Source organism: Ruegeria sp. AP7 (genome assembly GCF_056539905.1).
In genome coordinates, this window is the sequence record NZ_JBQFVT010000004.1 from 342540 (window position 1) to 364732 (window position 22193).

The 22193-nt window shown below is 55.4% G+C and carries 25 protein-coding genes and 1 tRNA gene; 18 read left to right on the top strand and 8 right to left on the bottom strand.

Going from position 1 to position 22193, the window contains the following annotated elements; genetic code table 11:
* Nucleotides 1–51 precede the first annotated feature (51 nt).
* The 3 genes from ACR0KN_RS10930 (at nucleotide 52) to rpoD (ending at nucleotide 4481) form a co-directional block, all read left to right on the top strand.
* Nucleotides 52–348 (top strand): hypothetical protein, encoded by a 297-nt coding sequence (locus tag ACR0KN_RS10930; protein ID WP_480653450.1) that lies wholly within the window; start codon nucleotides 52–54, stop codon nucleotides 346–348.
* 80 nt (nucleotides 349–428) lie between these two features.
* Nucleotides 429–2378, top strand: coding sequence for a DNA primase (gene dnaG, locus ACR0KN_RS10935; RefSeq protein ID WP_480653452.1), 1950 nt, complete (start codon nucleotides 429–431; stop codon nucleotides 2376–2378).
* 114 nt (nucleotides 2379–2492) lie between these two features.
* Entirely contained in the window at nucleotides 2493–4481 is a 1989-nt protein-coding gene (gene rpoD / locus ACR0KN_RS10940; RefSeq protein ID WP_010441993.1) for an RNA polymerase sigma factor RpoD, read from the top strand.
* A gap of 166 nt (nucleotides 4482–4647) precedes the next feature.
* On the opposite strand, the gene ACR0KN_RS10945 is transcribed toward rpoD, so the two are convergent.
* Nucleotides 4648–5673 carry a helix-turn-helix domain-containing protein gene (locus tag ACR0KN_RS10945; RefSeq protein ID WP_480653454.1) on the bottom strand — a complete coding sequence of 342 codons (1026 nt, stop codon included), beginning with the start codon at nucleotides 5671–5673 and terminating at the stop codon, nucleotides 4648–4650.
* Between the two features lie 311 nt (nucleotides 5674–5984).
* On the opposite strand from ACR0KN_RS10945, the gene ACR0KN_RS10950 reads away from it, so the two are divergent.
* The 6 genes from ACR0KN_RS10950 to ribD all read left to right on the top strand — a co-directional run bounded on the left by ACR0KN_RS10950 (nucleotide 5985) and on the right by ribD (nucleotide 9552).
* Complete coding sequence (locus ACR0KN_RS10950; protein ID WP_480653456.1) at nucleotides 5985–6431, top strand: thiol-disulfide oxidoreductase DCC family protein; 447 nt, start codon at nucleotides 5985–5987, stop codon at nucleotides 6429–6431.
* Complete coding sequence (locus ACR0KN_RS10955) at nucleotides 6421–6975, top strand: DUF4166 domain-containing protein (protein ID WP_480653458.1); 555 nt, start codon at nucleotides 6421–6423, stop codon at nucleotides 6973–6975. Before ACR0KN_RS10950 ends, ACR0KN_RS10955 begins: the two co-directional genes overlap by 11 nt.
* Before the next feature lie 77 nt (nucleotides 6976–7052).
* On the top strand, nucleotides 7053–7448 hold the full coding sequence (locus ACR0KN_RS10960; RefSeq protein ID WP_480653460.1) for a hypothetical protein: 396 nt from the start codon (nucleotides 7053–7055) through the stop codon (nucleotides 7446–7448).
* Between the two features lie 6 nt (nucleotides 7449–7454).
* Nucleotides 7455–7865 carry a secondary thiamine-phosphate synthase enzyme YjbQ gene (locus ACR0KN_RS10965; protein ID WP_480653462.1) on the top strand — a complete coding sequence of 137 codons (411 nt, stop codon included), beginning with the start codon at nucleotides 7455–7457 and terminating at the stop codon, nucleotides 7863–7865.
* Between the two features lie 119 nt (nucleotides 7866–7984).
* Complete coding sequence (gene nrdR, locus ACR0KN_RS10970) at nucleotides 7985–8455, top strand: transcriptional regulator NrdR (protein ID WP_008756450.1); 471 nt, start codon at nucleotides 7985–7987, stop codon at nucleotides 8453–8455.
* Nucleotides 8452–9552 carry a bifunctional diaminohydroxyphosphoribosylaminopyrimidine deaminase/5-amino-6-(5-phosphoribosylamino)uracil reductase RibD gene (gene ribD / locus ACR0KN_RS10975; RefSeq protein ID WP_480653464.1) on the top strand — a complete coding sequence of 367 codons (1101 nt, stop codon included), beginning with the start codon at nucleotides 8452–8454 and terminating at the stop codon, nucleotides 9550–9552. Before nrdR ends, ribD begins: the two co-directional genes overlap by 4 nt.
* Before the next feature lie 3 nt (nucleotides 9553–9555).
* On the opposite strand, the gene ACR0KN_RS10980 is transcribed toward ribD, so the two are convergent.
* The 3 genes from ACR0KN_RS10980 to ACR0KN_RS10990 all read right to left on the bottom strand — a co-directional run bounded on the left by ACR0KN_RS10980 (nucleotide 9556) and on the right by ACR0KN_RS10990 (nucleotide 14066).
* Entirely contained in the window at nucleotides 9556–11553 is a 1998-nt protein-coding gene (locus ACR0KN_RS10980) for a capsular polysaccharide biosynthesis protein (protein WP_480653466.1), read from the bottom strand.
* A 3-nt stretch (nucleotides 11554–11556) separates the two neighbouring features.
* Nucleotides 11557–12687, bottom strand: a complete 1131-nt coding sequence (locus tag ACR0KN_RS10985) for a polysaccharide biosynthesis/export family protein (RefSeq protein ID WP_480653468.1) — start codon at nucleotides 12685–12687, stop codon at nucleotides 11557–11559.
* A gap of 80 nt (nucleotides 12688–12767) precedes the next feature.
* Nucleotides 12768–14066: a capsule biosynthesis protein gene (locus ACR0KN_RS10990; RefSeq protein ID WP_480653470.1), complete on the bottom strand. Its 1299-nt coding sequence runs from the start codon at nucleotides 14064–14066 to the stop codon at nucleotides 12768–12770.
* A 141-nt stretch (nucleotides 14067–14207) separates the two neighbouring features.
* Here ACR0KN_RS10990 and ACR0KN_RS10995 point away from each other — a divergent pair, with 141 nt between their 5' ends.
* The gene (locus ACR0KN_RS10995; RefSeq protein WP_480653472.1) at nucleotides 14208–14795 is read left to right on the top strand and encodes a riboflavin synthase; all 588 of its coding nucleotides are present in this window, start codon (nucleotides 14208–14210) and stop codon (nucleotides 14793–14795) included.
* 3 nt (nucleotides 14796–14798) lie between these two features.
* Here ACR0KN_RS10995 and ACR0KN_RS11000 read toward each other — a convergent pair whose 3' ends face one another.
* Nucleotides 14799–15587 (bottom strand): phosphatase PAP2 family protein, encoded by a 789-nt coding sequence (locus tag ACR0KN_RS11000; RefSeq protein ID WP_480653474.1) that lies wholly within the window; start codon nucleotides 15585–15587, stop codon nucleotides 14799–14801.
* A 593-nt stretch (nucleotides 15588–16180) separates the two neighbouring features.
* On the opposite strand from ACR0KN_RS11000, the gene ribB reads away from it, so the two are divergent.
* The 4 genes from ribB to ACR0KN_RS11020 are packed head-to-tail and all read left to right on the top strand — an operon-like array spanning nucleotide 16181 to nucleotide 18700.
* Nucleotides 16181–17302 (top strand): 3,4-dihydroxy-2-butanone-4-phosphate synthase, encoded by a 1122-nt coding sequence (gene ribB, locus ACR0KN_RS11005; protein WP_480653476.1) that lies wholly within the window; start codon nucleotides 16181–16183, stop codon nucleotides 17300–17302.
* A gap of 2 nt (nucleotides 17303–17304) precedes the next feature.
* On the top strand, nucleotides 17305–17856 hold the full coding sequence (locus ACR0KN_RS11010) for a 6,7-dimethyl-8-ribityllumazine synthase (protein WP_480653478.1): 552 nt from the start codon (nucleotides 17305–17307) through the stop codon (nucleotides 17854–17856).
* Complete coding sequence (gene nusB, locus ACR0KN_RS11015; RefSeq protein WP_010442006.1) at nucleotides 17853–18335, top strand: transcription antitermination factor NusB; 483 nt, start codon at nucleotides 17853–17855, stop codon at nucleotides 18333–18335. Before ACR0KN_RS11010 ends, nusB begins: the two co-directional genes overlap by 4 nt.
* Before the next feature lie 59 nt (nucleotides 18336–18394).
* Nucleotides 18395–18700: a hypothetical protein gene (locus ACR0KN_RS11020; protein ID WP_170540768.1), complete on the top strand. Its 306-nt coding sequence runs from the start codon at nucleotides 18395–18397 to the stop codon at nucleotides 18698–18700.
* Nucleotides 18701–18916: 216 nt separating this feature from the next.
* Here ACR0KN_RS11020 and ACR0KN_RS11025 read toward each other — a convergent pair whose 3' ends face one another.
* On the bottom strand, nucleotides 18917–19342 hold the full coding sequence (locus tag ACR0KN_RS11025; protein WP_480653480.1) for an SRPBCC family protein: 426 nt from the start codon (nucleotides 19340–19342) through the stop codon (nucleotides 18917–18919).
* Nucleotides 19339–19659: an ArsR/SmtB family transcription factor gene (locus ACR0KN_RS11030; protein ID WP_260022663.1), complete on the bottom strand. Its 321-nt coding sequence runs from the start codon at nucleotides 19657–19659 to the stop codon at nucleotides 19339–19341. Before ACR0KN_RS11030 ends, ACR0KN_RS11025 begins: the two co-directional genes overlap by 4 nt.
* A gap of 102 nt (nucleotides 19660–19761) precedes the next feature.
* Here ACR0KN_RS11030 and ACR0KN_RS11035 point away from each other — a divergent pair, with 102 nt between their 5' ends.
* Complete coding sequence (locus ACR0KN_RS11035; RefSeq protein ID WP_029621999.1) at nucleotides 19762–20193, top strand: MmcB family DNA repair protein; 432 nt, start codon at nucleotides 19762–19764, stop codon at nucleotides 20191–20193.
* Here the strand turns inward: ACR0KN_RS11035 and ACR0KN_RS11040 are convergent.
* A complete protein-coding gene (locus ACR0KN_RS11040) occupies nucleotides 20190–20378 on the bottom strand; it encodes a DUF6324 family protein (protein ID WP_010442011.1) in 189 nt (62 codons plus the stop codon). The two genes, ACR0KN_RS11035 and ACR0KN_RS11040, sit on opposite strands and share 4 nt — an antisense overlap.
* 78 nt (nucleotides 20379–20456) lie before the next feature.
* Here ACR0KN_RS11040 and ACR0KN_RS11045 point away from each other — a divergent pair, with 78 nt between their 5' ends.
* The 3 genes from ACR0KN_RS11045 to dusA all read left to right on the top strand — a co-directional run bounded on the left by ACR0KN_RS11045 (nucleotide 20457) and on the right by dusA (nucleotide 22172).
* A complete protein-coding gene (locus ACR0KN_RS11045) occupies nucleotides 20457–20939 on the top strand; it encodes an N-acetyltransferase family protein (protein ID WP_480653483.1) in 483 nt (160 codons plus the stop codon).
* A gap of 47 nt (nucleotides 20940–20986) precedes the next feature.
* Nucleotides 20987–21063, top strand: a tRNA-His gene (locus ACR0KN_RS11050).
* Between the two features lie 89 nt (nucleotides 21064–21152).
* Nucleotides 21153–22172, top strand: a complete 1020-nt coding sequence (dusA, locus tag ACR0KN_RS11055; protein ID WP_480653485.1) for a tRNA dihydrouridine(20/20a) synthase DusA — start codon at nucleotides 21153–21155, stop codon at nucleotides 22170–22172.
* Nucleotides 22173–22193: the final 21 nt, after the last annotated feature.

The following is a 22193-nucleotide window of genomic DNA, read 5'->3' on the forward strand; positions in this document are numbered from 1 at the left end:
TTGCTGTGCAGGGTTATGCTGCGCCAAAGGAAACGATTCCGGGAGAACCCCATGTTGCGTATTGCCATTGTCGCGGTCTTGCTGGCCTCACCCTTGGCTGCTCAGGAGACTAAAGAGCAAAGTTGCAAGTATCAGGCAGATGTCGTGGCTGCGGTGCAGAAGGCACGTCTGGACCGGGTCAAGGAACGCGACGTGGCACAGGCAGTAGCAGACAGCGGTCCGACATGGCCCGAGAACTACAATGCGGCGATTCCGTTGATCACGCCTTGGGTGTACGAACAAAAAATGCGCGACATGCGCAAAAAAGATCTCGGTGCCGCTTGGCTGGAGTTGTGTTTACAGCAATAATCCACAACCAGATCATTTCTCTGTGGACAACCGCGTGCCATCCCCTTGGCGCGCGTTTTCATTTCTGGCAGGTTTGACCCATGTCTTTGCCCCCCGGATTTCTGGATGAACTGCGCACGCGCCTCAGCCTGTCTCAGGTTGTTGGGCGTAAGGTCATGTGGGACCAGCGCAAATCCAATCAGGGCAAGGGGGATATGTGGGCACCTTGCCCGTTTCATCACGAAAAGACCGCCTCATTCCACGTCGATGATCAGAAGGGATTCTATTACTGCTTTGGGTGCCATGCCAAAGGCGATGCTATCAGCTTTGTGAAAGAGACCGAGAATGTCTCATTCATCGAAGCGGTCGAGATTCTGGCGCGTGAAGCGGGGATGCCGATGCCCGCGCGCGATCCGAAAGCGCAGGAGAAACAGGACAGACGCTCGCAACTCGCCGACGTCATGGAGCAGGCGGTTCAGTTCTTTCGCTTGCAACTCAAGACCGGGGCAGGGGCCGAGGCGCGCGATTACCTGACCTGCCGAGGGTTGGATGCACAGGCGTTGGATCGATGGGAGATCGGGTTTGCCCCCGACGGCTGGCAGGCGCTGTGGGATCATCTAACCGGCAAGAATGTAGCCGATGAATTGATCCTTGCAGCAGGTCTGGCCAAACCGTCCAACAAGGGCAAAAAACCTTATGACACGTTCCGAAACCGCATCATGTATCCAATCCGCGACCCACGCGGGCGTTGCATTGCATTCGGCGGTCGGGCGATGGACCCGAATGACAACGCGAAATACCTGAACTCGCCCGAGACCGAGTTGTTCGACAAAGGCCGTAGCCTCTATAACCACGGTCCTGCGAGACAGGCGGCTGGGAAGGGGCAGCCCCTGATCGTTGCCGAGGGTTACATGGACGTAATCGCGCTGGCCGAGGCGGGCTTTGGCGCGTCGGTGGCGCCATTAGGAACTGCGATCACCGAACATCAACTACAGTTGTTCTGGCGTGTTTCAGATGAACCGATCATTGCCTTGGATGGTGACACAGCGGGCCTGCGCGCCGCGATGCGGGCGATTGACCTGGCCCTGCCGTTGCTGGAGGCAGGCAAATCCTTGCGATTTGCACTCATGCCCGAAGGCAAGGACCCAGACGATCTTCTGCGTGCCGAAGGGCCGAGGGCGGTGCAAGCCGTCCTGGAAGGGGCCATTCCGATGGTCAAGCTGCTGTGGCAACGTGAGACGGAAGGCAAGGTGTTCGACAGCCCTGAACGGAAGGCGGCGTTGGATAAATCCCTGCGTGAGAAGATCAAGCTGATCCGCGACCCCTCGATCCGATCGCATTACGGGCAGGAAATTAAGGATCTGCGCTGGCAATTATTTCGTCCTCAGAGACAATCGCAAAATCGAACGTGGCAGCCGCGCGGAAAATGGCAGGCGCAACCCCAGCCTGCCACGCCCGGTGCGCGCGCATCGTTTCTGGCGTCGTCCGAGAACGCAGACATCCAATTGCGCGAAGCGGCCATTCTCGCAATTTCTATTCTAAATCCGCAAGTTGTAATTCAATTCGAACACCAGTTGGAAGAAATGGATTGTTACGATCCCGATCACGCAGCTTTGCGCGGGGCGATCTTGCGCCATGCGATTGACGATCCGGACAATCTGCAAGAGCACATCGTACAAACTTTGGGGCCGGAACCCCTTGAAAACCTTCTGGCCCTTCGCCATGTCGTAGTGATCCCCTGTGTGTACAAACCAGGCGACGTTGAAAAGGCCCAGATGACGCTGGCCGAGGAACTCGCAAAGATCAAAGCGCTCCGGGGGTTGGATGCTGAGATTGCCGAAGCGGCGGAGGAATTGTCTGATCTGGCCGATGAGGCGCTGACATATCGGCTGGCGCAAGCCGCCGAAGAGCGCAACCGGACAAGCCGCAGCCAGAACGAAGACAGGGCCGTTTTCGACATCGCCGACAATGGTGCGCGAATCAACCGTGACGAGAAAGACGCGTTTGAAGCGATCATGTCGGGTATCAATTTTGAGCGGAAACGCCGATAAAGTGGTGTTTTCGTAAGGCACTGGAAAAGAAAAACAGGTAAACGGGTGGCCGAATCACTTCTACGCGCTAATGATTCGGTCAAAACGAATCACCCATCCCTGCAGGAGCATTGAATGGCCGCCAAGGATACGAACGAAGACCGCAAATCCGACGAGCAGGAACAGGAGATCTCGCTTGATATGAGCCAGGCAGCGGTCAAGAAAATGATCGCCGAGGCCCGTGAGAAAGGTTACATCACCTACGACCAGCTTAATCAGGTTCTGCCGCCTGATCAGGTCAGCTCGGAACAGATCGAAGATGTTATGTCGATGCTGTCCGAGATGGGCATCAACATCATCGAAGATGAAGAGGCCGAGGAAGAAGAGAACAAAGGTTCGACCGAACTGGTCACGACCGAAGGCCCACGCGAAGTTGCGCTGGCTGGTGCCGCTACCGAAAAGCTGGATCGTACTGATGACCCCGTACGCATGTATCTGCGCGAGATGGGATCAGTCGAACTGCTTAGCCGCGAGGGCGAGATTGCCATTGCCAAACGGATCGAGGCTGGTCGGAATACTATGATCGCCGGCCTGTGCGAAAGCCCACTGACCTTTCAGGCGATCACGATCTGGCACGACGAATTGTTGAGCGAAGACATTCTGTTGCGCGACGTTATTGATCTTGAAACAACGTTCGGCAACCAGTTGGATGAAGATGGCGACGTACAGGAGCCGGTCGTTGACACATCGTCGGTTCAGGCAGCCAAACCCGCCAAGGATGAAGGTCCAGAGCTGGATGCCGATGGCAACCCGATTGCCAACGACGACGACGATGACGAAGACGATCAGGCCAATATGTCGCTTGCTGCGATGGAAGCAGCGCTTAAGGATCAGGTTCTGACTACGCTAGAGCGGATTTCCAGCGACTTTGCGATGCTCTCCGAAATGCAGGATAGCCGAATTTCGGCCACTCTGAATGAAGACGGATCGTTCAGCGAAAAAGACGAAGAGACCTATCAGAAGCTACGCGCGGAAATTGTTGAGCTGGTGAATGGTCTACACCTGCACAACAACCGTATCGAAGCGTTGATCGACCAGCTTTATGGCATCAACCGCCGGGTCATGTCGCTGGACAGCTCGATGGTGAAACTAGCCGACCAGGCTCGTATCAACCGTCGTGAATTCATCGACGCTTATCGCGGGCGTGAGCTGGATCCGAACTGGCTGGCAGAAATGGCCGAAAAGCCGGGCCGGGGTTGGCAGATGTTCATTGAACGCTCGACCGCTAAGGTCGAGGAACTGCGCAACGACATGGCTCAGGTCGGTCAGTATGTCGGTCTAGATATCCCTGAATTCCGCCGCATCGTGCAGCAGGTTCAGAAAGGCGAGAAAGAGGCGCGGCAGGCCAAGAAAGAAATGGTTGAAGCCAACTTGCGTCTGGTGATCTCGATCGCCAAAAAGTACACGAACCGCGGCCTGCAATTCCTTGATCTTATTCAGGAAGGCAACATCGGCCTGATGAAAGCGGTGGACAAATTCGAGTACCGCCGTGGTTATAAGTTCTCGACCTACGCCACTTGGTGGATCCGTCAGGCGATCACGCGGTCAATCGCGGATCAGGCGCGCACCATCCGTATTCCGGTACATATGATCGAGACGATCAACAAACTGGTTCGGACCGGACGCCAGATGTTGCACGAGATCGGTCGCGAGCCGACTCCGGAAGAACTGGCAGAAAAGCTGCAAATGCCGCTCGAGAAAGTTCGAAAGGTGATGAAGATCGCCAAGGAGCCGATCAGCCTCGAAACTCCCATCGGCGACGAAGAAGACAGCCAGCTTGGCGATTTCATTGAGGACAAGAATGCCGTGCTGCCGCTCGACAGCGCGATTCAGGAGAACCTCAAGGAAACCACCACGCGGGTTCTGGCCTCACTCACGCCGCGCGAGGAACGGGTACTGCGGATGCGTTTTGGTATCGGCATGAACACTGACCACACACTGGAAGAGGTGGGTCAGCAGTTCAGTGTTACCCGCGAACGTATCCGCCAGATCGAGGCGAAAGCGCTGCGAAAGCTAAAGCATCCCAGCCGATCGCGGAAGCTTCGGTCCTTCCTGGATCAATAGGTCAAAGGCGCCCACGAGGCGCCTTTTTCATGCCTCGCCTCACATTGACTGAACAACATATCAAATTGGCGAAATATCGCATGTTGCGTTGCGCTGCTGTGCCTATGTCCACACATGTCCACTCATGGACAGGCCGGGGCGAGGCGGCAGCGCTGATGACCCCCGGCTACTTTCCTTTTTGTGTAAGCGGACGTGAAACCCGTTTACGGAACGCTGTCGGGGCCTGACCGGTCCAGCGTTTGAAGGCCGTCGAGAACGCAGCCTGATCTGAATAGCCCAAAGAATACGAGATTTCAGCTAGATTCATGCCGTTCTTGATAAAGGTTTGCGCTAGATCACAGCGCAGATCTTCGACAATCTCGCGGTAGGAAGTGCCTTCATCCGCCAGACGACGGGCAAGTGTGCGCGAGCTGAGCCCAAGTCGAGAGGCGGCTTCATCCGCCTGAGTTATCCCTCCGGGCATTGACCTGGTGATTAACCCTTCGATCTGTGCACGGGTTTTTTGTTCTGGCTTACGTCCTTCCGCCAGCAGACGCTCGCCATATTCCAGCAGATGCGCCCGCAGACTGGGATCATAGGTAGGGATCGGTGTTTCGAGTGAGGGTAGTGATAAAATAACCTCCAACCGTTCAGCCTCAAACTTTACTGGAAAGCCTCCGATCTTTTGAAAGGTGTCCGCATGTCGCCCCACACTGTGCTGAAATCGTATTTCGATAGGATACAGTTTCACCTGCGTCAAAGCCCGCATTCGAGCAATGCTTGCGAATAACAAAAACTCGGTTCGACGATGATATCGCGAAAAACTTGGGTCCTTCCATTCAGCCTCCAACGAGGCGGAATTGCCGGAAACACGCAGACTGAACGCCAGTGCGGGGTCGATGATACCATGAAACCGCGTTGTGTTTTCCAACACCTGTTTCAGATCCCGCGAATATTTACTGATATATGCCGTCACACTGGAGGAAGAATTGAACTCTAATCCCGCGCCTGCACCGAATGTGATGTCACCGAGCGCATCACAGGCATGGCGAACAAACATGGCCTCTTTGCGGGCGCTAAATAGTGTGGCAGATGCTTCAACATCCATCCGGGTCAATGCGCTGTTTTTCAGAACCTGATCGACAACCGATAAACTCGCGCGTTGTTCGAGGGCGCGCATCAGCAATTGAATGCGTGAAATATCAACGTCCATAACCTTGTCCGAAACTCATCCTGATAATCTGATCACGATAGCGGAAAGGCGCTGTATTTTGCCAGCCTCTGTTACAGACTCTTGTGACGTGTCGGATATTCGAAAGGATTTGGCTGAAATTGCCAAGAATACCGCAGGAGCGACACCTAAATATCCATCGTTGCCGGGTCAGCACCTTTTGGGGATAAGGTCGAGCCCGAGCCGACGGTCCACCAAGCCGTTTCAATGGGTTCCCCGGCACAGCTCTCCTTAGTGGTCGGTCATGTCGCATTGCTGCGAGATTTATGCTGTGCCAGTATCTTCTTGAATTGATGGTGGTATTTGGATTTACAGTGCCTGACTTGCCAGACATTGAAACTGATTTGATTGTCTTTGACGGTGAATGCGTTTTGTGTTCGCGGTTTTTTCAGTTCATGTTGCGCCATGATCGGGGCCAAAGGTTCAGATTTGCGACCGCCCAGTCGGATTTGGGGAGGAGACTCTATTCACGGCTGAATCTCCCGACCAAGGATTTTGAGACCAATCTGGTCATCGTAGATGGTAAAGTTCACCAGAAGCTTGATGCTTTTGCCGCCGCGATGCGCGCGTTACCGGGAGCTTGGTTCTTGCTGTCCTTGTGCCGATATCTGCCAGTGTTTGTTAAGGATCGGCTGTATCACTCGATTGCCCGTAATCGATATGCGTTGTTTGGTTGTTACAAACATTGTTTGGTTCCCGATGCTAGCCTTCGGTCTCGGTTCGCTTCAGATGGCTTCTGAGCACGACCCGTTCCTGCAAGCTCTGGGCGTGGATGATAAGCTGCCGGAGGCAATTCAAAAACTGCACTCGGCTGAGGGGCAATATTCGGGAAGATGCAGCATAATTCGAGGTCAGGGGCGGTTGGTCGCCCTGGCTTTGCGCATCGGAGGATTCCCGCCAGGAGGGGACGACCTTAAGATCACTCTCACCATACGGCGAACAAAAGGGCATTGGATTTGGAAGCGGGACTTTTCCGGGCATGAGACATGTTCACGCATTAGTTTTGACCGGAGATACAATTGCGTCCACGAAAGGATCGGGGGGCTCGCAATTGGGTTACAGCCTGTGCGAACCGAGGCAGGGCTGTCGATTCAAATCCGTCGGCTCGCCCTGTTTGGAATACCTTGTCCAAAGTTTCTGCTACCGCAGTCAGCCTCGGCGGAAACCCAAGATTCAATGGACCGCTTTTGTTTTGACATCTCTGCCTATGTGCCAGGCCTGGGTTTGCTGATCCGATATAGCGGGTGGCTTGAGCCGGATCGGAGCGAATTGAGGTCAGTTTGAATTGATTGTGATCTCTACTGTTTGGAGTGGTGAGGCGCACTAGGTATATTTCAGGTGGAAACAGGAAGATGACGAGGATGAAACAGATATTATCAGCTACGTTGGGCGCACTTATGTTGCTCGGTTCTCCGGCAATGACCAGCGCGGCACCAAACGGATATCAAACCGAAGCGATCAGCAATACGGAATTCGAAGTCATCCCAAGGGCGCGCAGAGATGTCGATGGATATTGGTGTGCTGCGGCGGATTTCGCACGACGGTCTTTAGGTGCGGGGTGGCAACAGCGTATTTATGTCCTGCGCGGCTACGGGCCAAGCGTGACGACCGGCCGAAAGACGGCGGTGCAGTTTTCGCTCAAGCCTCCTGCAAATGTAGACCAGCAAGGCAGTATATCGGCTGGCTTCAAAGCCGGCGACAGTATGTCTGTGCAAGGTGCAAATGGCCGGTGCAGTCGTCGCATTAACTTTAGGTGATCTGCGGTGCAGACCGAATTCTCGATCTCAACGCAGGGTGCGGGGCTCTATGAGTTCACCGCCCCTGTGCGCGATTGGCTGAGGCCGGTATCAGATGGCCTGCTGACCCTCTTCGTGCGGCACACCTCTTGTTCTTTGCTGATTCAGGAAAACTCTGATCCCGAAGTGCAGACCGATTTACATGCCTTTTATGACCGGCTTGTGCCGCCTTCCGACCATCCTTCGATGGCTTATCTGCGCCATACATATGAGGGGCCGGATGACATGCCAGCTCATATCAAGGCTGCGATGATGCCGGTTTCGTTGTCGATCCCGGTGAGGAGTGGGGCGCCTGTGCTGGGCACATGGCAGGGTATTTACGTGTTTGAACATCGCAATGCACCGCATATGAGAAAGGTCGCAGCGCACTTTGCGTGACGCTTTATATTGGGGTGGAAAATTCCGACTACCCAAACCCTAGCGGCTGCCCTATAGTTGTGGATAAGTAAGCCGCAGCGCTTACAAAAGAGGCCGAACTAGGGACGAGGAGACGGCGGATGCGCTGCCCGTTTTGCGGAAATATCGATACTCAGGTTAAAGATTCACGCCCGGCTGAGGATCACGTCGCGATCCGCCGACGCCGGTTTTGTCCGGCCTGCGGCGGACGGTTTACGACTTATGAACGTGTGCAGTTGCGCGATCTGGTTGTGATCAAGACCAATGGAAAACGAGAAGATTTCGACCGCGACAAACTTGAGCGTTCAATCCGCATATCGATGCAGAAGCGGCCGATTGATCCAGAGCGGATCGATCAGATGATTTCGGGTATCGTTCGCCGATTGGAAAGCATGGGTGAAACCGATATCCCATCGAACAAAATCGGTGAGATTGTCATGGAAGCGCTGGCCCGGATTGATACGGTCGCATATGTTCGTTTTGCGAGTGTGTACAAGAATTTCCAGGCGGCCGACGATTTCGAGGAGTTTGTCCACGAGTTGCGCCCGCCGCAACCTTCGACGGACGAGTGAACGAAGCAGATAAGCGATTTATGGCGCTTGCCTTGTCTTTGGGGCGGCGCGGCCAGGGCACGTGTTGGCCGAACCCGTCCGTCGGGTGCGTGATCGTGCGCGATGGGCGTATTGTCGGACGCGGCTGGACGCAGCCCGGAGGCCGCCCGCATGCCGAACCCATCGCACTTGCCAAAGCAGGCGAGGCGGCACAAGGGGCGACAGCGTATGTCTCTCTTGAACCCTGCTCGCATCACGGAAAAACGCCACCCTGTGCCGAAGCATTGATCGAGGCTGGAATTGCACGTGTTGTCTCGGCAATCGAAGACAGTGACCCGCGTGTGGCTGGACAAGGGTTCACCTTGCTTCGTGAAGCTGGGATTGATGTCGTTACCGGGGTTCTAGCCGAACAGGCGGCACGGGATCACGCGGGGTTCTTTCTGAAAACCGAGCAAGGTCGACCGTTTGTAACACTGAAACTGGCCAGCAGCTTTGATGGTCGGATTGCCACTGAATCCGGGCACAGCCAGTGGATCACCGGCCCCAATGCACGCCGTGCAGTGCACGCCATGCGGGCCCGCCATGATGCGGTCATGGTCGGCGCGGGAACGGCGCGGGCTGATGATCCGTCGCTGACGGTTCGCGATTTAGGCGTAGAACGCCAGCCGGTCCGCGTGGTGGTGTCTCGGCATCTGGACTTGCCTTTGATGGGGCATCTCGCGCGGACCGCGTCCAAAATTCCGGTCTGGCTCTGCCATGGTCCTCATCCGGATCCTGATCGCGCCCGCGCCTGGGAGGGGCTTGGTGCGCGACTGATCCCATGCGCATTGGACGATCATCACGTTGAAGCCGCTGATCTGCTGCACCAGCTCGGGCAAGCGGGGCTGACCCGCGTCTTTTGTGAAGGCGGATCAGCTTTGGCTGCGTCCTTGCTAGAAAGTGATCTGGTCGATGAGCTGGTTGGTTTCACCGCCGGGCTTACGATCGGAGCCGAAGGTCTTTCGGCGATCGGAGCCTTAGGGTTGGATACTTTGGAAACCGCACCCCGGTTCGATCTGATCGAAACGCAGGTTGTTGGCGGTGATATCCTGCACCGTTGGGCGCGCGTCACGCATTAGGCCTTAGCGCCACCAACGCGCATGCGTTGCCATCATTCCTTGTAGTTTGGACAGAAGGCGGTTCATAGGTCCTGTCGCCGTTGGTGCGCCGTGCGCAAGCCGCTCAACCGCGATCTCGACTGGGCAAGCCTGTCCAGTCACGGGATCAAAGTATCGCGGGTAGTCGATCAGGGTTGCGTGTACCAAGCCCATCAATGAAGGCTGCGCGCCGCGACGAGCAGGCACAGCCCCCAAATCTGTCGTCAACCCCCACCCAGCATAGAATGGCGCGCCTAGCGTCGTGACCTTGACGCCGCGCAGCAAAGCTTCGAACCCCAGCAGAGAGGTCATAGTCCAAACCTCGTCTACCTGAGTCATCAGGATGGCGGGGTCGGTGCGCTTGACCACAATGTCAGCCAAATCTGATTCGATTTTGCCCTCTCGCAATCCGGCTTCGACATCCGGGTGAGGTTTGTAAATCAGAATAGCATCTGGATTGGCCTTGCGCGTTACACGCAGCAGATCGAGGTTGTTGCGAATATTGCTTGTACCCAGTCTGATCGAGGCGTCATCTTCTACCTGCCCCGGCACCAGAATGCGATGGCCTTTTGGCAGGTCCGGGGCAGGATGACCGACGTTGTACTTGCTCAGGCCGTCAGAGAGTAACCGGGCTATCAGCCGTTCTGATCGAAGCCTCTGGTCCGGTCGCAGCGTCTCTCGCACGGTGATCCATTCCTCTAGCCGGCTGGGGTGGGTCGGGTCGTAGTAAATACCGATATCATCGGTCACAAGCGAAAGCGGTGGCACCAATTCCGCACCCAATCCACGCGAGCGTAGAAAGCCATCCTCGACGCGTGTTGCGCTCAAAGTATCACGCGCTTGGCTCGCCCAGGCCATATGGGGATGTGCGGTATCTTTTGGCTGCTCGGATGTAAAACGCAGCTTACCGTGTTGACCGAAAATGCGCTGCAGGCGCCGCCGCTTCCACACCCGCATACCCGATGCAGTCCAACCTTTGTGATCCTGTCTCCAAGCGCGGGTCTGCGCCTCGAGTGTATCGATCACGGTTTCCAATTCGCACAAGCAGTCTTGATAGGGGTCGTACCAGCGCGGATACAGGATCATTGTTGCTGCAAATAGCTGCGCCCGCGTGAGGTTGCGTTGTCGACGGGGGAGGGGGATGTCGTCCTGTGTCAGCCCCCACCCTGAGTAAAACGGTTGCCCGAACACTCGGGGTTTATGTCCCGCCAGAATGGCTTCAAATCCCATCTGTGACGACAGAGTATAAACACCGATAGCGCCTTCCAACAGTGACCAAGGGCTTATGGGGCGGTCCAGAATGGACACGCGGTCACTCAGATCTTGATCAGAAAAATATCCTTTTCGATGACCTGCGGTCGTTTCGGGATGGCTTTTGATGATGACGCGCGCGCCTGGGTTTTCCTCTTGTGCGAAGACCAGCATCTCGCGGAACCGCGCATAGTCGCCGTGGCTCGCAGTAACGGCCGCATCTCCCTGGGTTTGATCAATCACCAGAACGTAGCCGGGTTCAGGGGGTGGTTGATCAAGATCGTAGGCTGAGTATTTGCTGAGGTGCAATTCGCGTAGGCGCGCAATCGCGCCGCGCGCGCGATCTAGCAGGGCAGTGTCATCCAGCGGATGTGTCGTAAGCAGGGTTTCCAGATCGGATGGCGTAGTAGGATTAAAATGTAGACCTGCACGGTCAAGCAGCAATCCCAGCGGGGCCTCGCCGCTGCGTCCGGGTTGCAGAGATCTCAGGAACGCATCTTCGATCCGTAAGATGGGCACATCGCGTTTCCGCGCTATGGTCAAGCCGCGATGAGCAGTTGGGCTGTTGCCCCAGACCCCAACAAGATCTTCGTGTTGTGGCAGACCAAGCCGAATGTCATACCCGGACAAAGACAGGATCCGGCGCACACGCCGTTGTGTCAGGAAACCACCGTTGTAAACAAATAGCCGGGAGCGTTCGCCCCCGGCCATGCTCTCCGGTTCAGGAAACATTCACTAGTTTCCTGTAAGTGTCGCTACATTCGCAAATGGTGTCAGACCTCCGGCGATCAACGAGATTGATTTGCTCCACTGTGCATATGGGGCTTCGGTGACATAGATCGTGTCATCGTCGCGGATCACAAAATCACGTGCAACAAACAAGCCGTTGGGTGCGGTCAGGTTCAGCAGGTAGATCATGCGTTGATCACCCGTCAGCTCGGGGCGCCCCATAACGCTACGTGCAATGTCCTGCCGTTCGTCGCGCAGAATGAATATCCCGGTCGGATCTGACGACAGCGATTGAAGGCCCCCAACTTGTGCTAGAGCTTCGAGAGCCGATAAATCCTGACTTTCGAACGCCACGCGGGACTGCCCAGTCGAACCCAGTGCAATATACGAGCGGCTATCCTGTTCAACCAGAATGCGATCACCGCCGCGCAGGGCGATGTCGGTTTCCGGATTGCGGAAAAGATCGTTGTACCAGATCGTTCCCTTTTGATTTCCGCGGATGACGGTAACCAAAGCTATATCCGATGCAACTGCGACGCCTCCCGCTTGTGCGAGCATGGTCGACAAGGTTCCTGTCGGGCGCTCGATCGGGTAAATACCCGGTGCACCGATGGTCCCGGTCAAGGAAACAGTCGACCCATTGCCCGGCGTGCGCGTAACCTGAACCTGTGGATCCGGCGTTTGCTCTTCCAGTTTGCTGGAAATCAGGGTGCGTAATTGCTCGGGAGTATTGCCCGCCGCACGCAGCCGACCAGCGTAGGGAACGAAAATATATCCGTCATTGTCGACTTGAACCTGATCCAGATTGGTCGCACCACCAGCTTCTGAAGTCAGCAACCCGTCGTCGACATTCTCCCAGATGCTAAGATTTAGAACATCGCCGGGACGCACAGTATCAGACGCAATGCTTTGGGCGCTGCGAAAAGATTGTGAGAACCCGTATTGCGGAACCACAGAGGCGGCACGTGCCACGCGGTCGTCGACCTCGACAACAAAGGCGTTGCCGCCGTTTTCGAAAGAACCGGCCAGGATTTCTGTTTTGTTCGGTCCGGATTTCGGAAGCTGACACGCTGCCAGCATACCAAGGGCCACCACAAAGGAAGCCCCCCGTATCCATCGGGTGGGAAAACGCTGCACTGCCGATTTACCTCAGTCGTCTTTGTTTTGGGCAGGTTACCCGTTTCAATGCCAAACATCCAGCAACGGGTTGATTCAAGTTACTTAACAAGGTGCAACTGTGGCGTTGCGGCCTCGTTGTCTTCCAGTGCCGATTGATATGGGCCCTGTTTCATAAGCATCATATCTGCGGCACGGCGCAATAATTGTCGACGTCCTTTTCGGGAATAGAAACCACCCGGAATCTGACTGGTATTGAGAAGAAATTGTCGATAGTCCCGGTAGGCTTTGCTGTCCGGAGCATTGGGGTCAGCAAAAAAAGCCTCGATTGGCTGCCGGGAAACAAACTGTGGCTTGTCATATACCGACCGTCCGAAACTGCGCAGGGGAATGCCGCGCCACAGGGCTTGTTGGCCTGCAGTTGAATTCACGGTTACTGCTGATCTTGCTTCATCGAGAAGTTTTGCCAACTTACCACCTGGCACATAGTGAATGCGATCAGTGATATCGAGTTTTTCGGCCATGCGCTGGGCCATTTGCCGAAGTGGTTCACGATGGTTTTCCAGCGGATGCTCTTTGATGACGAGGTGGTGGTGCGCAGGGGCGCCCTTGGCAAAACCGTCAATCACCTGGCTGAGAAACTCACTCATGCAGGAATAATCCGAATGGGACTGCACCGAGCTGTCATGACCCAGTTGCAACAGGACAAGGTGATAGGGAAAGCCCCCCCGCCTGACCCGAGTTGTCGCCCATTTGCGTTGTAATCTGTGGAATGGCATCAGTGCCAGGCGCTTGAAATACAACTGAAACTCTTTGGCGACCGGTAGCTCGCGGTGAGGCTGGAAATTTCGATAGCGCCGGTTCATGAGCATCACGAACCAATGGTAAAGCGCGCCGTAGAAAATGTGCTGGCGCATATCCCCCCAATGCGAGGGCGGCGGAGGGGTTTGACCCTCAGACTGCGCCAATGCCGTCTGCATCTCTTCCACATCAAGCTCCATCAAACGCGAGTTTCCGTTCGAGCCATTGCGCTCATACGTCACCCACCAGGGGCGCAGATATCCCTCTTCGAAAACATGGATAGTAATGCCGCGTGATTTCGCAATTCGAACCGCATTTGCATGGATAGGCCGGGTATCACCATAGAGTACGATATCAGTGACACCATTGAGTGTAACTATGTCGGTGAATGTAGCTGGCCAATCGTCGGGATTCCCCAGATAGGGAATAAAGCTGGTCGTGTCGCTCCAAAACGCCTGATCGCCCGCGTTGAACCCAACACGGATGACTTTGGCTCCGGCTGCGCGCAGCATACCACCTAGTGCATTGAAGAATGGACCATGGGGACCTTGCAGGAACAGGAACACACGCCGGTCAGGGCAGCTGGTTGAAGATGCCATATAGTCTGCTCGCAAGGAATATTCGTGGAACGTTTGGATGAAATTATGCCTCTTTGTTGGATTCTGGGCAAGGCAGGGCTTGTCCGTCGGGCTGGGTGCCTTTACCTCGATTATTGAAATTAGGCTCTTGGGGTTGATGAAATGTTTACAGGGATCGTCACCGATATTGGCACTGTTGCCGAACTTGACCAGCAGGGTGACCTACGGGCAAGGATCAGGACCAGCTATGACACAGCAGGGATCGATATGGGTGCTTCGATCGCAAGCGATGGTGTGTGTCTGACCGTTATCGCGCTGGGGGCTGACTGGTACGATGTTCAGATCAGCGCCGAAACGGTTTCGAAGACCAATTTGGATCACTGGCAGGTCGGCACGCAGGTAAATCTGGAGCGCGCCTTGAAAGTCGGGGATGAACTGGGGGGGCATATCGTCTCGGGCCATGTTGATGGCGTAGCCGAAGTGATTGCGGTAGCTGACGAGGGCGATAGCACGCGTGTGACTTTGCGCGCACCCGTTGATCTTGCTCGGTTTATCGCGCCAAAAGGATCGGTAGCGCTGAACGGCACGTCTTTGACGGTCAACGATGTTGAGGGATGTGACTTCGGTATCAACTTCATCCCGCATACCAAAGAGGTCACCACATGGGGTGATGTCGCGGTCGGTGACAAGGTGAATCTTGAGATCGATACTCTGGCCAGATACGTGGCCCGTCTGGCCGAGATGTCCTGAACCTCAGGTTCCCGGCCCGAACCGTGCCGTGAACCTTTTGGCCAGCCACCAGAAGAAAAGGACCAACAGGATCGAAGCATATCCATCAATGGCGTAATGCCACGCAAGATGTACCGATCCCAACAGGATGACAAAGGTAAACACTGTCAGCCCCCAGCCTAGCCACCGCGAATAAGTGAACCCATACAACGCCAGGAGCGCGCTTGAAGCGACATGCATACTGGGCATCGCTGAGATACCCCGTGCGAGCCCCGAATTTTGAAAGCCATCCAGCAGCATGCTTTGCACTTTCAGCGCCCAGACTGGGCTGATTTCATGTGATTGGCGCAGCAATTCCATCTGCGGAACGAAATCTGTGCCCAGATTGAAGGGTTCATAGTAAACAGGACCGACAGATGCAAAGACCGTCGCGATCACGTTTCCCCCGACAAACCAGCACAGCACAAAGGCGACCAGGAATACCGTGCTACGAATTGGATCACGGCGATCCAGGCAGGCCACGCAGACGGCGATATAAAGCATCGGAAACCAGATATGATAGGCCGCATTCAAAGCTGTTGTAATCACTGGCGACCCAAGGACGGGCCTTAGCAAAGTCCAGGGATCGACGCCGCCGTGTAGGAACCTGTCCCATTGCGCAAACTGTGTGTCCCAAAGAGAGGGATTCAACGAGTGAATTTCGTTCTTCAAAAATGTGTAGGTTACGATCAGAGCAACGATGCTGACGAAGCAGATCAAAACGTCGGGTGCTTTTTCGACGTCTGTCAGTTTGGTTCGCAGGTCTTGCAACATCCAATGAATTGGCTTTTGGGGTTTGACCACGAAAATCGCAACACCAAGCCTCCAGAGGATGAAATTTGCGAACATAAAGCAAAGCAGACGGAGCGATATTCCTAAAAGGATGGGGGTCGAGGAATCCCAAAATGACCGGCCCACATAGAGGCTGACGGCGATGGCGCATGCGATTTGCAGCGCAACCAGTGACAATAACAGCCTGTTACGCCAAAGGGAATTTATCAGAACTGCATTAGAAGCAGGGAGATAGGCGGTCTTGGACACTGGGCTCGATATCTCGACACACTAGGGAATTGTTGAGTTTTAGGTGCCTTTGATATCGGGCATTCCGAGGGCTTGATTGCGGCAATTTGTGGACAAAGCCCACATTTGCCCCTCAAAGGTTCAGAAAATGGCAACAATATCGGCGTATCGAAACAGGCATATATACACCCGCAGTGGCCAGTTTTTACGCCCGTCTTAGATTGAATTACTTGTTGCACATTCCAATGCCAAGGGCGGATCGCACAAACCGGAGCGCATACGGGCTGGTCATTGACGCGCACGTGGTCTATTTCGCCAGCAAACTTGCCATGCGAAAGGCTTACCCCATGAGCTTTGAAACCCCCGGACCGGTTGAGGCCCAGTTGCGCGAGGCGATTAGCCCGATCGAGGACATCATCGAAGAGGCCCGCAAAGGCCGGATGTACATTCTTGTCGATCACGAAGATCGCGAGAATGAGGGCGACCTCGTAATTGCTGCAGAATTTGCCGACGCGAATGCCATCAACTTCATGGCCACCCATGGGCGCGGGCTGATTTGTCTGCCCATGACAGCAGAACGGATTGATCATCTTGGGCTGCCGATGATGGCCGTTAACAATTCATCACGTCACGAGACGGCGTTCACCGTTTCGATTGAGGCGCGCGAGGGAGTTTCCACTGGTATTTCCGCCGCTGACCGCGCGCTGACCGTCGCGACCGCGATCAACGAGCAAAACACGATGGCACATATTGCGACACCGGGCCATGTGTTCCCGTTGCGTGCCAAGCGCGGTGGGGTGCTTGTGCGCGCGGGTCATACCGAGGCGGCAGTGGATATCTCGCGTCTGGCCGGGTTGAAGCCAGCGGGAGTGATCTGTGAGATCATGAACCCCGACGGCACCATGGCGCGCCTGCCTGATTTGGTAGAGTTCGCCAAAGAGCATGACATGAAGATTGGGACAATCAGCGACCTTATCAGCTATCGCTCGCGTAATGATAATTTGGTCGTCGAAACCTCGCGTGAGACGGTGACCTCGGAATACGGTGGCAACTGGGAGATGCGGATTTTTACCGATCAGACCCATGGCATCGAACATGTTGTCATGATCAAGGGTGATATCACCACGCCCGAGCCGGTGCTGACTCGGACCCATGCTTTGCATGAAGCACCGGATATTCTGGGGCTCGGCCCGAAATCCTCGCGCGAGCTGCCTCGCGCGATGGAGAAGATCGCCGCAGAGGGGCGCGGCGTCGTTTGCCTTTTCCGCCAGCCCCGCAATTCTCTCTATGCTGCCGAAGATGAAGGTCCGCGGACTATCAAGCAAACCGGCCTGGGTGCGCAGATTCTATCCAAGATGGGTGTTCAGGAACTGGTGTTGCTGACTGATTCACCCGAAACTGTATATCTGGGGCTCGACGCCTTTGGGCTGTCCATTGTCGGAACCCGCTCGATCCTCAAGGAAGACTGAAAATGGCTGAACAAGACAAACATGGTATCCTGCCGACGCCGACATTCGATAAACCGGTGAAGTTGCTAATTGTGGCGGCTCCTTTCTATCGCGCAATTGCCGACAACCTGATTGCAGGTGCCAAAGCCGAGATCGAGGCGGCTGGCGGTACCTGCGAGGTTGTCGAAGTTCCCGGCGCGTTGGAAATTCCGACTGCTATCGCCATGGCCGACCGTCAGTGCAATTTTGACGGCTATGTCGCGCTGGGCTGTGTCATTCGCGGCGAGACCACTCATTATGAAACAGTCTGCAACGACTCGAGCCGTGCCCTCCAGCTGATGGGCCTGCAGGGCCTGTGCATCGGCAATGGAATTCTGACAGTCGAGAATGACGATCAGGCCGAAGTTCGCGCAAACCCTGAAAAGATGAATAAAGGCGGCGGAGCCGCCGCTGCGGCCTTGCATCTGATCGCGCTCAGCCGTAAGTGGGGCTCTTCCAAAAAGGGCGTGGGCTTCAAGCCGCCGTCCGAGTCCATCCTTGTGGCGGGCGACAGCAACGGATCCACAACCGCATGACCAAGACAGACGCGCCGAAACCGGCCAACCAGAAACGCCTAATGAAATCCGCCGCACGCCTCTATGCCGTGCAGGCGTTATTCCAGATGGAGCAATCGGGCCAGACGACTGAAGCAGTCGTAACCGAGTTTCTGGATCACCGTTTTGGCGCCGTCTATGAAGGCGAAGAAATGCTGGATGGCGATATCAGCGTCTTCCGCAAACTGGTGGATGACGCCGTGAACTATCAGGCGCCGATCGACCAAATGACGGATCGCGCACTGGTGGCGAAATGGCCCATAGCTCGCATCGATCCGACCCTGCGCGCCCTGTTTCGAGCCGCCGGAGCGGAGCTGACCCAAAGCAACACACCGCCCAAAGTCGTCATCACTGAATTTGTCGACGTGGCCCGTGCATTCTTCCCCGAAGGTAAAGAACCCAAATTCGTCAACGCTGTGCTGGATCACATGGCGCGCGAAGCCCAACCCGAGGCGTTCTGACGCCTTTACCCGGAACAGATTTGCGCTAGCCTGAAAGGCAGAGCGCAAGGAGGTTCACCATGCCCAAACTGGTCCGACTGTATATCACTCAAGTTGCGTGGGGCTTTGCCATCTCGGCTGTTTTTGTCGGGGTGCTTCTGGCGATGAACGTTGCCAACCTGCGCCACCTGATTACAGGGTCAGAGATCGGACTGATCGCATTGGTGATGATCTGGTTTATGAACGGGATCGTATTTGCAGGGGTTCAGTTCGCCTACAAGATCATGAGCATGGCAGAAAAACCCCAGGGGCCGCGCGGCGGATCAGCTGTTGCCCACAATTTCCGACCTGCAGTCGTCAAACAGGAAGTGCGATCAGATCATTGATCTGAAAAGGGAAAATGTGGCGGGACCACCAGTCAACCGTGGGGCTTTGATTCCCGAGGACCTGTGTATACAGGTGGGCGCCAGGTAATCAGGCCAGGACCTGAACAGAGCCAGCTCCCTCGGAATTGCTTAAGGCCACCGGAATGCTGCCGTGCACGAGAAGGGCAGAACCCGCCAAGCGCTTAAGTAGGGCGTGAAGCGGGTTCGCACAAGGGGTTATGCATCAACAGTTTCGTGCAGTGCTGTGCGCATCTTACCGAAATGTTCGTCCCAGCCGTTGTCCAGTGCAAGGATCAGGCCAAAGGCGTCGACCCCTTGTGGTAGCCCTTCGTGCAACAAGCCAAGGCGTGTACCGCCCGGGACCGGTTCCAAGGTCCATTTGACCACGCTCACGGCGTTACCCATCGGTTTGACGGTGAATGTGTATTCCAGATATTCCGGGCGGCGCGCCTCACGCACTTCACCCCAGATCAGAAGATCACCGCTGGTCGTCCCGAACATCTCAAGCTTTTTACCCGCTGCCAAAGGTTGTTCGGGTTTGTGGAACCATTCTGCCAGACGGTCAGGTTCGGTTAGGTAAGCCCAAACAGTTTCGGGCTCGGCCCGCAAGAATATGGTCTTTTGCAATACGGCATTGGTCACTTTTTATTCCTCTCTATCGCTTCTTTTAAGTTCGAAAGGCGGTCGTCCCAGAACCGATCAAAATAGCTGAGCCAGTCCAGAACAGGGGCCATCCCCTTGGGTTCAAGCCGATTAATGCGTTCACGGCCCTTTGCTTCGACCGTAATCAGACCGCCATCTGACAGAACAGTCAGGTGTTTTTTGACCGCCGCCCGTGTCATGTCGAAGCGTTCGGTGAGTTGTGCGATCGTCATGTCCTTGGCCGCCAACATCTGCACAATGTCCCGACGGGTAGGGTCAGCAAGCGCCCGGAACGCGTTTTGAATCTTCGGGTCCATGGTACACTCCATATGATACCATTAGGTACCATATTAATGAGATACCAAATGGTATCATGTCAAGAGCTTGATTTTTGTTCACTAATTGTTCACATTTTAGGTATGACACTCGATCTACAACCTGGACAAAAACTGGCACGCGGTGTTTCGCGACATTTGTTAACCCATGGCTATGTTTCAATTGAGGAATTTGTACCGGCACGGGGTCTGCGCGTCGATGTGATGGGCTTGGGCCCAAAGGGCGAGCTGTGGGTGATCGAGTGCAAATCCAGTCGGGCTGACTATCAGTCAGACTCTAAGTGGCAGGGCTATCTGGAATGGTGTGATCGATTCTTTTGGGCGGTAGACACTGACTTTCCGACCGATTTGCTGCCTGAAGACACAGGGTTGATTATTGCTGACGCATATGATGCCGAGATCATCCGAATGAGCCCGGAAAGCAAAGTGGCCCCGGCGCGAAGAAAGAAGATGATCCAGAAATTTGCTGTAGACGCAGCCCGCAGGCTGCATACGCTGCGTGATCCGCGACTTTAACTGCTGACTGCCCGCGCTGCCTGAGCAGCGGCGCGGATTTCCTCAGCGATTTCTTCGGCCTCCTCCGGGTCAAAATCCATCGGAATCTCAATACCTGAACCTTCAATAAACAGACGCACCATACCCTGATCGGTGGGGCCGATCTGCAGGTTCGCTTCGATTTCGCGTTCGGTGTTGATGCCCATTTGTGCCTCCGGGAATTCAGCCTTGGTGCTAGCGTGCAACGGGTTGAGAATCAAGCGGGCTATAGGGTCAGATAGGGAATGGATGACATCAACCTTAGGCCCTTTCGTCCAGATGACACCGCGTGGCTGGTGGAACGTCACGGTACGCTGTATGCCCGCGATGAGGGGTTCGACGAGACTTTCGCCCCTCTGGTGGCGCGAATTCTTGAGGATTTTATTGCCAATAGTAGCTCGGAACGCGAATGCGGTTGGATTGCCGAGCGCGCAGGTGAGCGACTTGGAAGTATATTCTGCGTCACGCAGGACGATCACACTGCCAAGCTGCGCTTGTTTTTGCTGGTACCCGAAGCTCGCGGGCTGGGGCTTGGCAAGCGTCTTTTGACCACCTGCATGGGCTTTGCGCGCAGCGCGGGATATCGTGAAATGGCGCTTTGGACTCATGAAAGCCACGCTGCGGCCTGCGGGCTTTACCGCTCGTTTGGATGGCAGCTTACAGACAGCAAGCCGGTACATTCTTTTGGGGTCGATCTGGTGGAACAAAGCTGGCGAATTCGGCTTTAATCCCCTTGCAATCCTCGCACGCCTTCGCTAAATCGCCCCTCACGAGTGCCGCCTTAGCTCAGTTGGTTAGAGCGCTGGATTGTGGATCCAGAGGTCCCCTGTTCAAGCCAGGGAGGCGGTACCATTTCCCCGGACTTGCATCGATTGCCGAATAAGGTCTCGGGGGTGATCCGGCGCTTGCCATAAACCGCATTCTAGAGGTGTAGTTGAGACATGCCGGACGCTAAGTTTTCAGAAACCCGCACTGCCGCCCGCCTCTCTGTCGCCCCAATGATGGACTGGACGGATCGTCACTGTCGGTATCTGCATCGCCTGCTGAGTTCGCGAACGCTGTTGTACACCGAAATGGTGACGGCACCCGCTTTGGTTCGGGGCGGGGCGTTGCATTTGCTTGAATACAGCCCCCAGGAACATCCAATCGCGCTTCAGCTGGGTGGGTCCGATCCAAGCGAGTTGGCACTGGCTGCCAAGTTGGGGGCCGAGGCTGGGTATGATGAGATCAATTTGAATTGTGGCTGCCCGTCCGACCGTGTGCAATCGGGCACGTTTGGCGCCGTTTTGATGCGCGAACCTGCGCGTGTTGCGGAATGTGTTGCGGCTATGCGTGAGGTCGTGGAGGCTGAGGTAACTGTAAAGTGCCGGATAGGGGTTGATGAGCAAGACCCTCAAAAGGTACTGCCCGTTTTCCTTGAGCAAATCAAAGCGGCGGGATGTGAGCGTGTCACAATCCACGCTCGAAAGGCATGGCTGCAAGGGCTAAGCCCTAAGGAAAATAGGGATATCCCTCCGCTTGACTACGAACTGGTTCATCAGATGAAGGCAGATTTTCCTGACCTTCACATTTCGATCAACGGCGGAATTACATCGCTGGCACAGGCGCAGGAGCAACTGGACGCAGGGCTTGATGGCGTCATGATCGGGCGCGCGGCCTATCATCAGCCAACGGATATTCTGGCCGGAGCAGATCCGCTGATTTTTAGAATCGGCCAGATTGCAGATCCGATGGACGTGGTTCAAAAAATGTTGCCCTATGTCGAAGCCCATCTTGCCGGTGGTGGGCGATTGCACCAGATCACACGTCATATGCTGGGTCTGTTCGCAGGACGTCCGGGTGCGCGGGGGTGGCGACGGATGCTATCTGAGGGCGCAGTGCGCGAAAATGCAGGGCCTGAGGTGATCCTGCGGGCTCTGGATTCGATAGTGTCGAATGCATCAGTAGAGCAGGCGGTTTGACACGGCCCTTGGCCGATTTGG

Coding starts and splice junctions, on each gene's coding strand:
- nrdR (WP_008756450.1), top strand. CDS start 7,985: ATGCGCTGCCCGTTTTGCGGAAATATCGATACTCAGGTTAAAGATTCA.
- ACR0KN_RS11020 (WP_170540768.1), top strand. CDS start 18,395: ATGCCCAAACTGGTCCGACTGTATATCACTCAAGTTGCGTGGGGCTTT.
- nusB (WP_010442006.1), top strand. CDS start 17,853: ATGACCAAGACAGACGCGCCGAAACCGGCCAACCAGAAACGCCTAATG.
- ACR0KN_RS10960 (WP_480653460.1), top strand. CDS start 7,053: ATGAAACAGATATTATCAGCTACGTTGGGCGCACTTATGTTGCTCGGT.
- ACR0KN_RS10980 (WP_480653466.1), bottom strand. CDS start 11,553: ATGTTTCCTGAACCGGAGAGCATGGCCGGGGGCGAACGCTCCCGGCTA.
- ACR0KN_RS10950 (WP_480653456.1), top strand. CDS start 5,985: ATGGTGGTATTTGGATTTACAGTGCCTGACTTGCCAGACATTGAAACT.
- ACR0KN_RS11000 (WP_480653474.1), bottom strand. CDS start 15,587: ATGTTGCAAGACCTGCGAACCAAACTGACAGACGTCGAAAAAGCACCC.
- dusA (WP_480653485.1), top strand. CDS start 21,153: ATGCCGGACGCTAAGTTTTCAGAAACCCGCACTGCCGCCCGCCTCTCT.
- ACR0KN_RS11035 (WP_029621999.1), top strand. CDS start 19,762: ATGACACTCGATCTACAACCTGGACAAAAACTGGCACGCGGTGTTTCG.
- ACR0KN_RS11030 (WP_260022663.1), bottom strand. CDS start 19,659: ATGGACCCGAAGATTCAAAACGCGTTCCGGGCGCTTGCTGACCCTACC.
- ribB (WP_480653476.1), top strand. CDS start 16,181: ATGAGCTTTGAAACCCCCGGACCGGTTGAGGCCCAGTTGCGCGAGGCG.
- ACR0KN_RS11045 (WP_480653483.1), top strand. CDS start 20,457: ATGGATGACATCAACCTTAGGCCCTTTCGTCCAGATGACACCGCGTGG.
- ACR0KN_RS11040 (WP_010442011.1), bottom strand. CDS start 20,378: ATGGGCATCAACACCGAACGCGAAATCGAAGCGAACCTGCAGATCGGC.
- ACR0KN_RS10995 (WP_480653472.1), top strand. CDS start 14,208: ATGTTTACAGGGATCGTCACCGATATTGGCACTGTTGCCGAACTTGAC.
- ACR0KN_RS10930 (WP_480653450.1), top strand. CDS start 52: ATGTTGCGTATTGCCATTGTCGCGGTCTTGCTGGCCTCACCCTTGGCT.
- ACR0KN_RS10955 (WP_480653458.1), top strand. CDS start 6,421: ATGGCTTCTGAGCACGACCCGTTCCTGCAAGCTCTGGGCGTGGATGAT.
- dnaG (WP_480653452.1), top strand. CDS start 429: ATGTCTTTGCCCCCCGGATTTCTGGATGAACTGCGCACGCGCCTCAGC.
- ACR0KN_RS11010 (WP_480653478.1), top strand. CDS start 17,305: ATGGCTGAACAAGACAAACATGGTATCCTGCCGACGCCGACATTCGAT.
- ACR0KN_RS10945 (WP_480653454.1), bottom strand. CDS start 5,673: ATGGACGTTGATATTTCACGCATTCAATTGCTGATGCGCGCCCTCGAA.
- ACR0KN_RS10990 (WP_480653470.1), bottom strand. CDS start 14,066: ATGGCATCTTCAACCAGCTGCCCTGACCGGCGTGTGTTCCTGTTCCTG.
- rpoD (WP_010441993.1), top strand. CDS start 2,493: ATGGCCGCCAAGGATACGAACGAAGACCGCAAATCCGACGAGCAGGAA.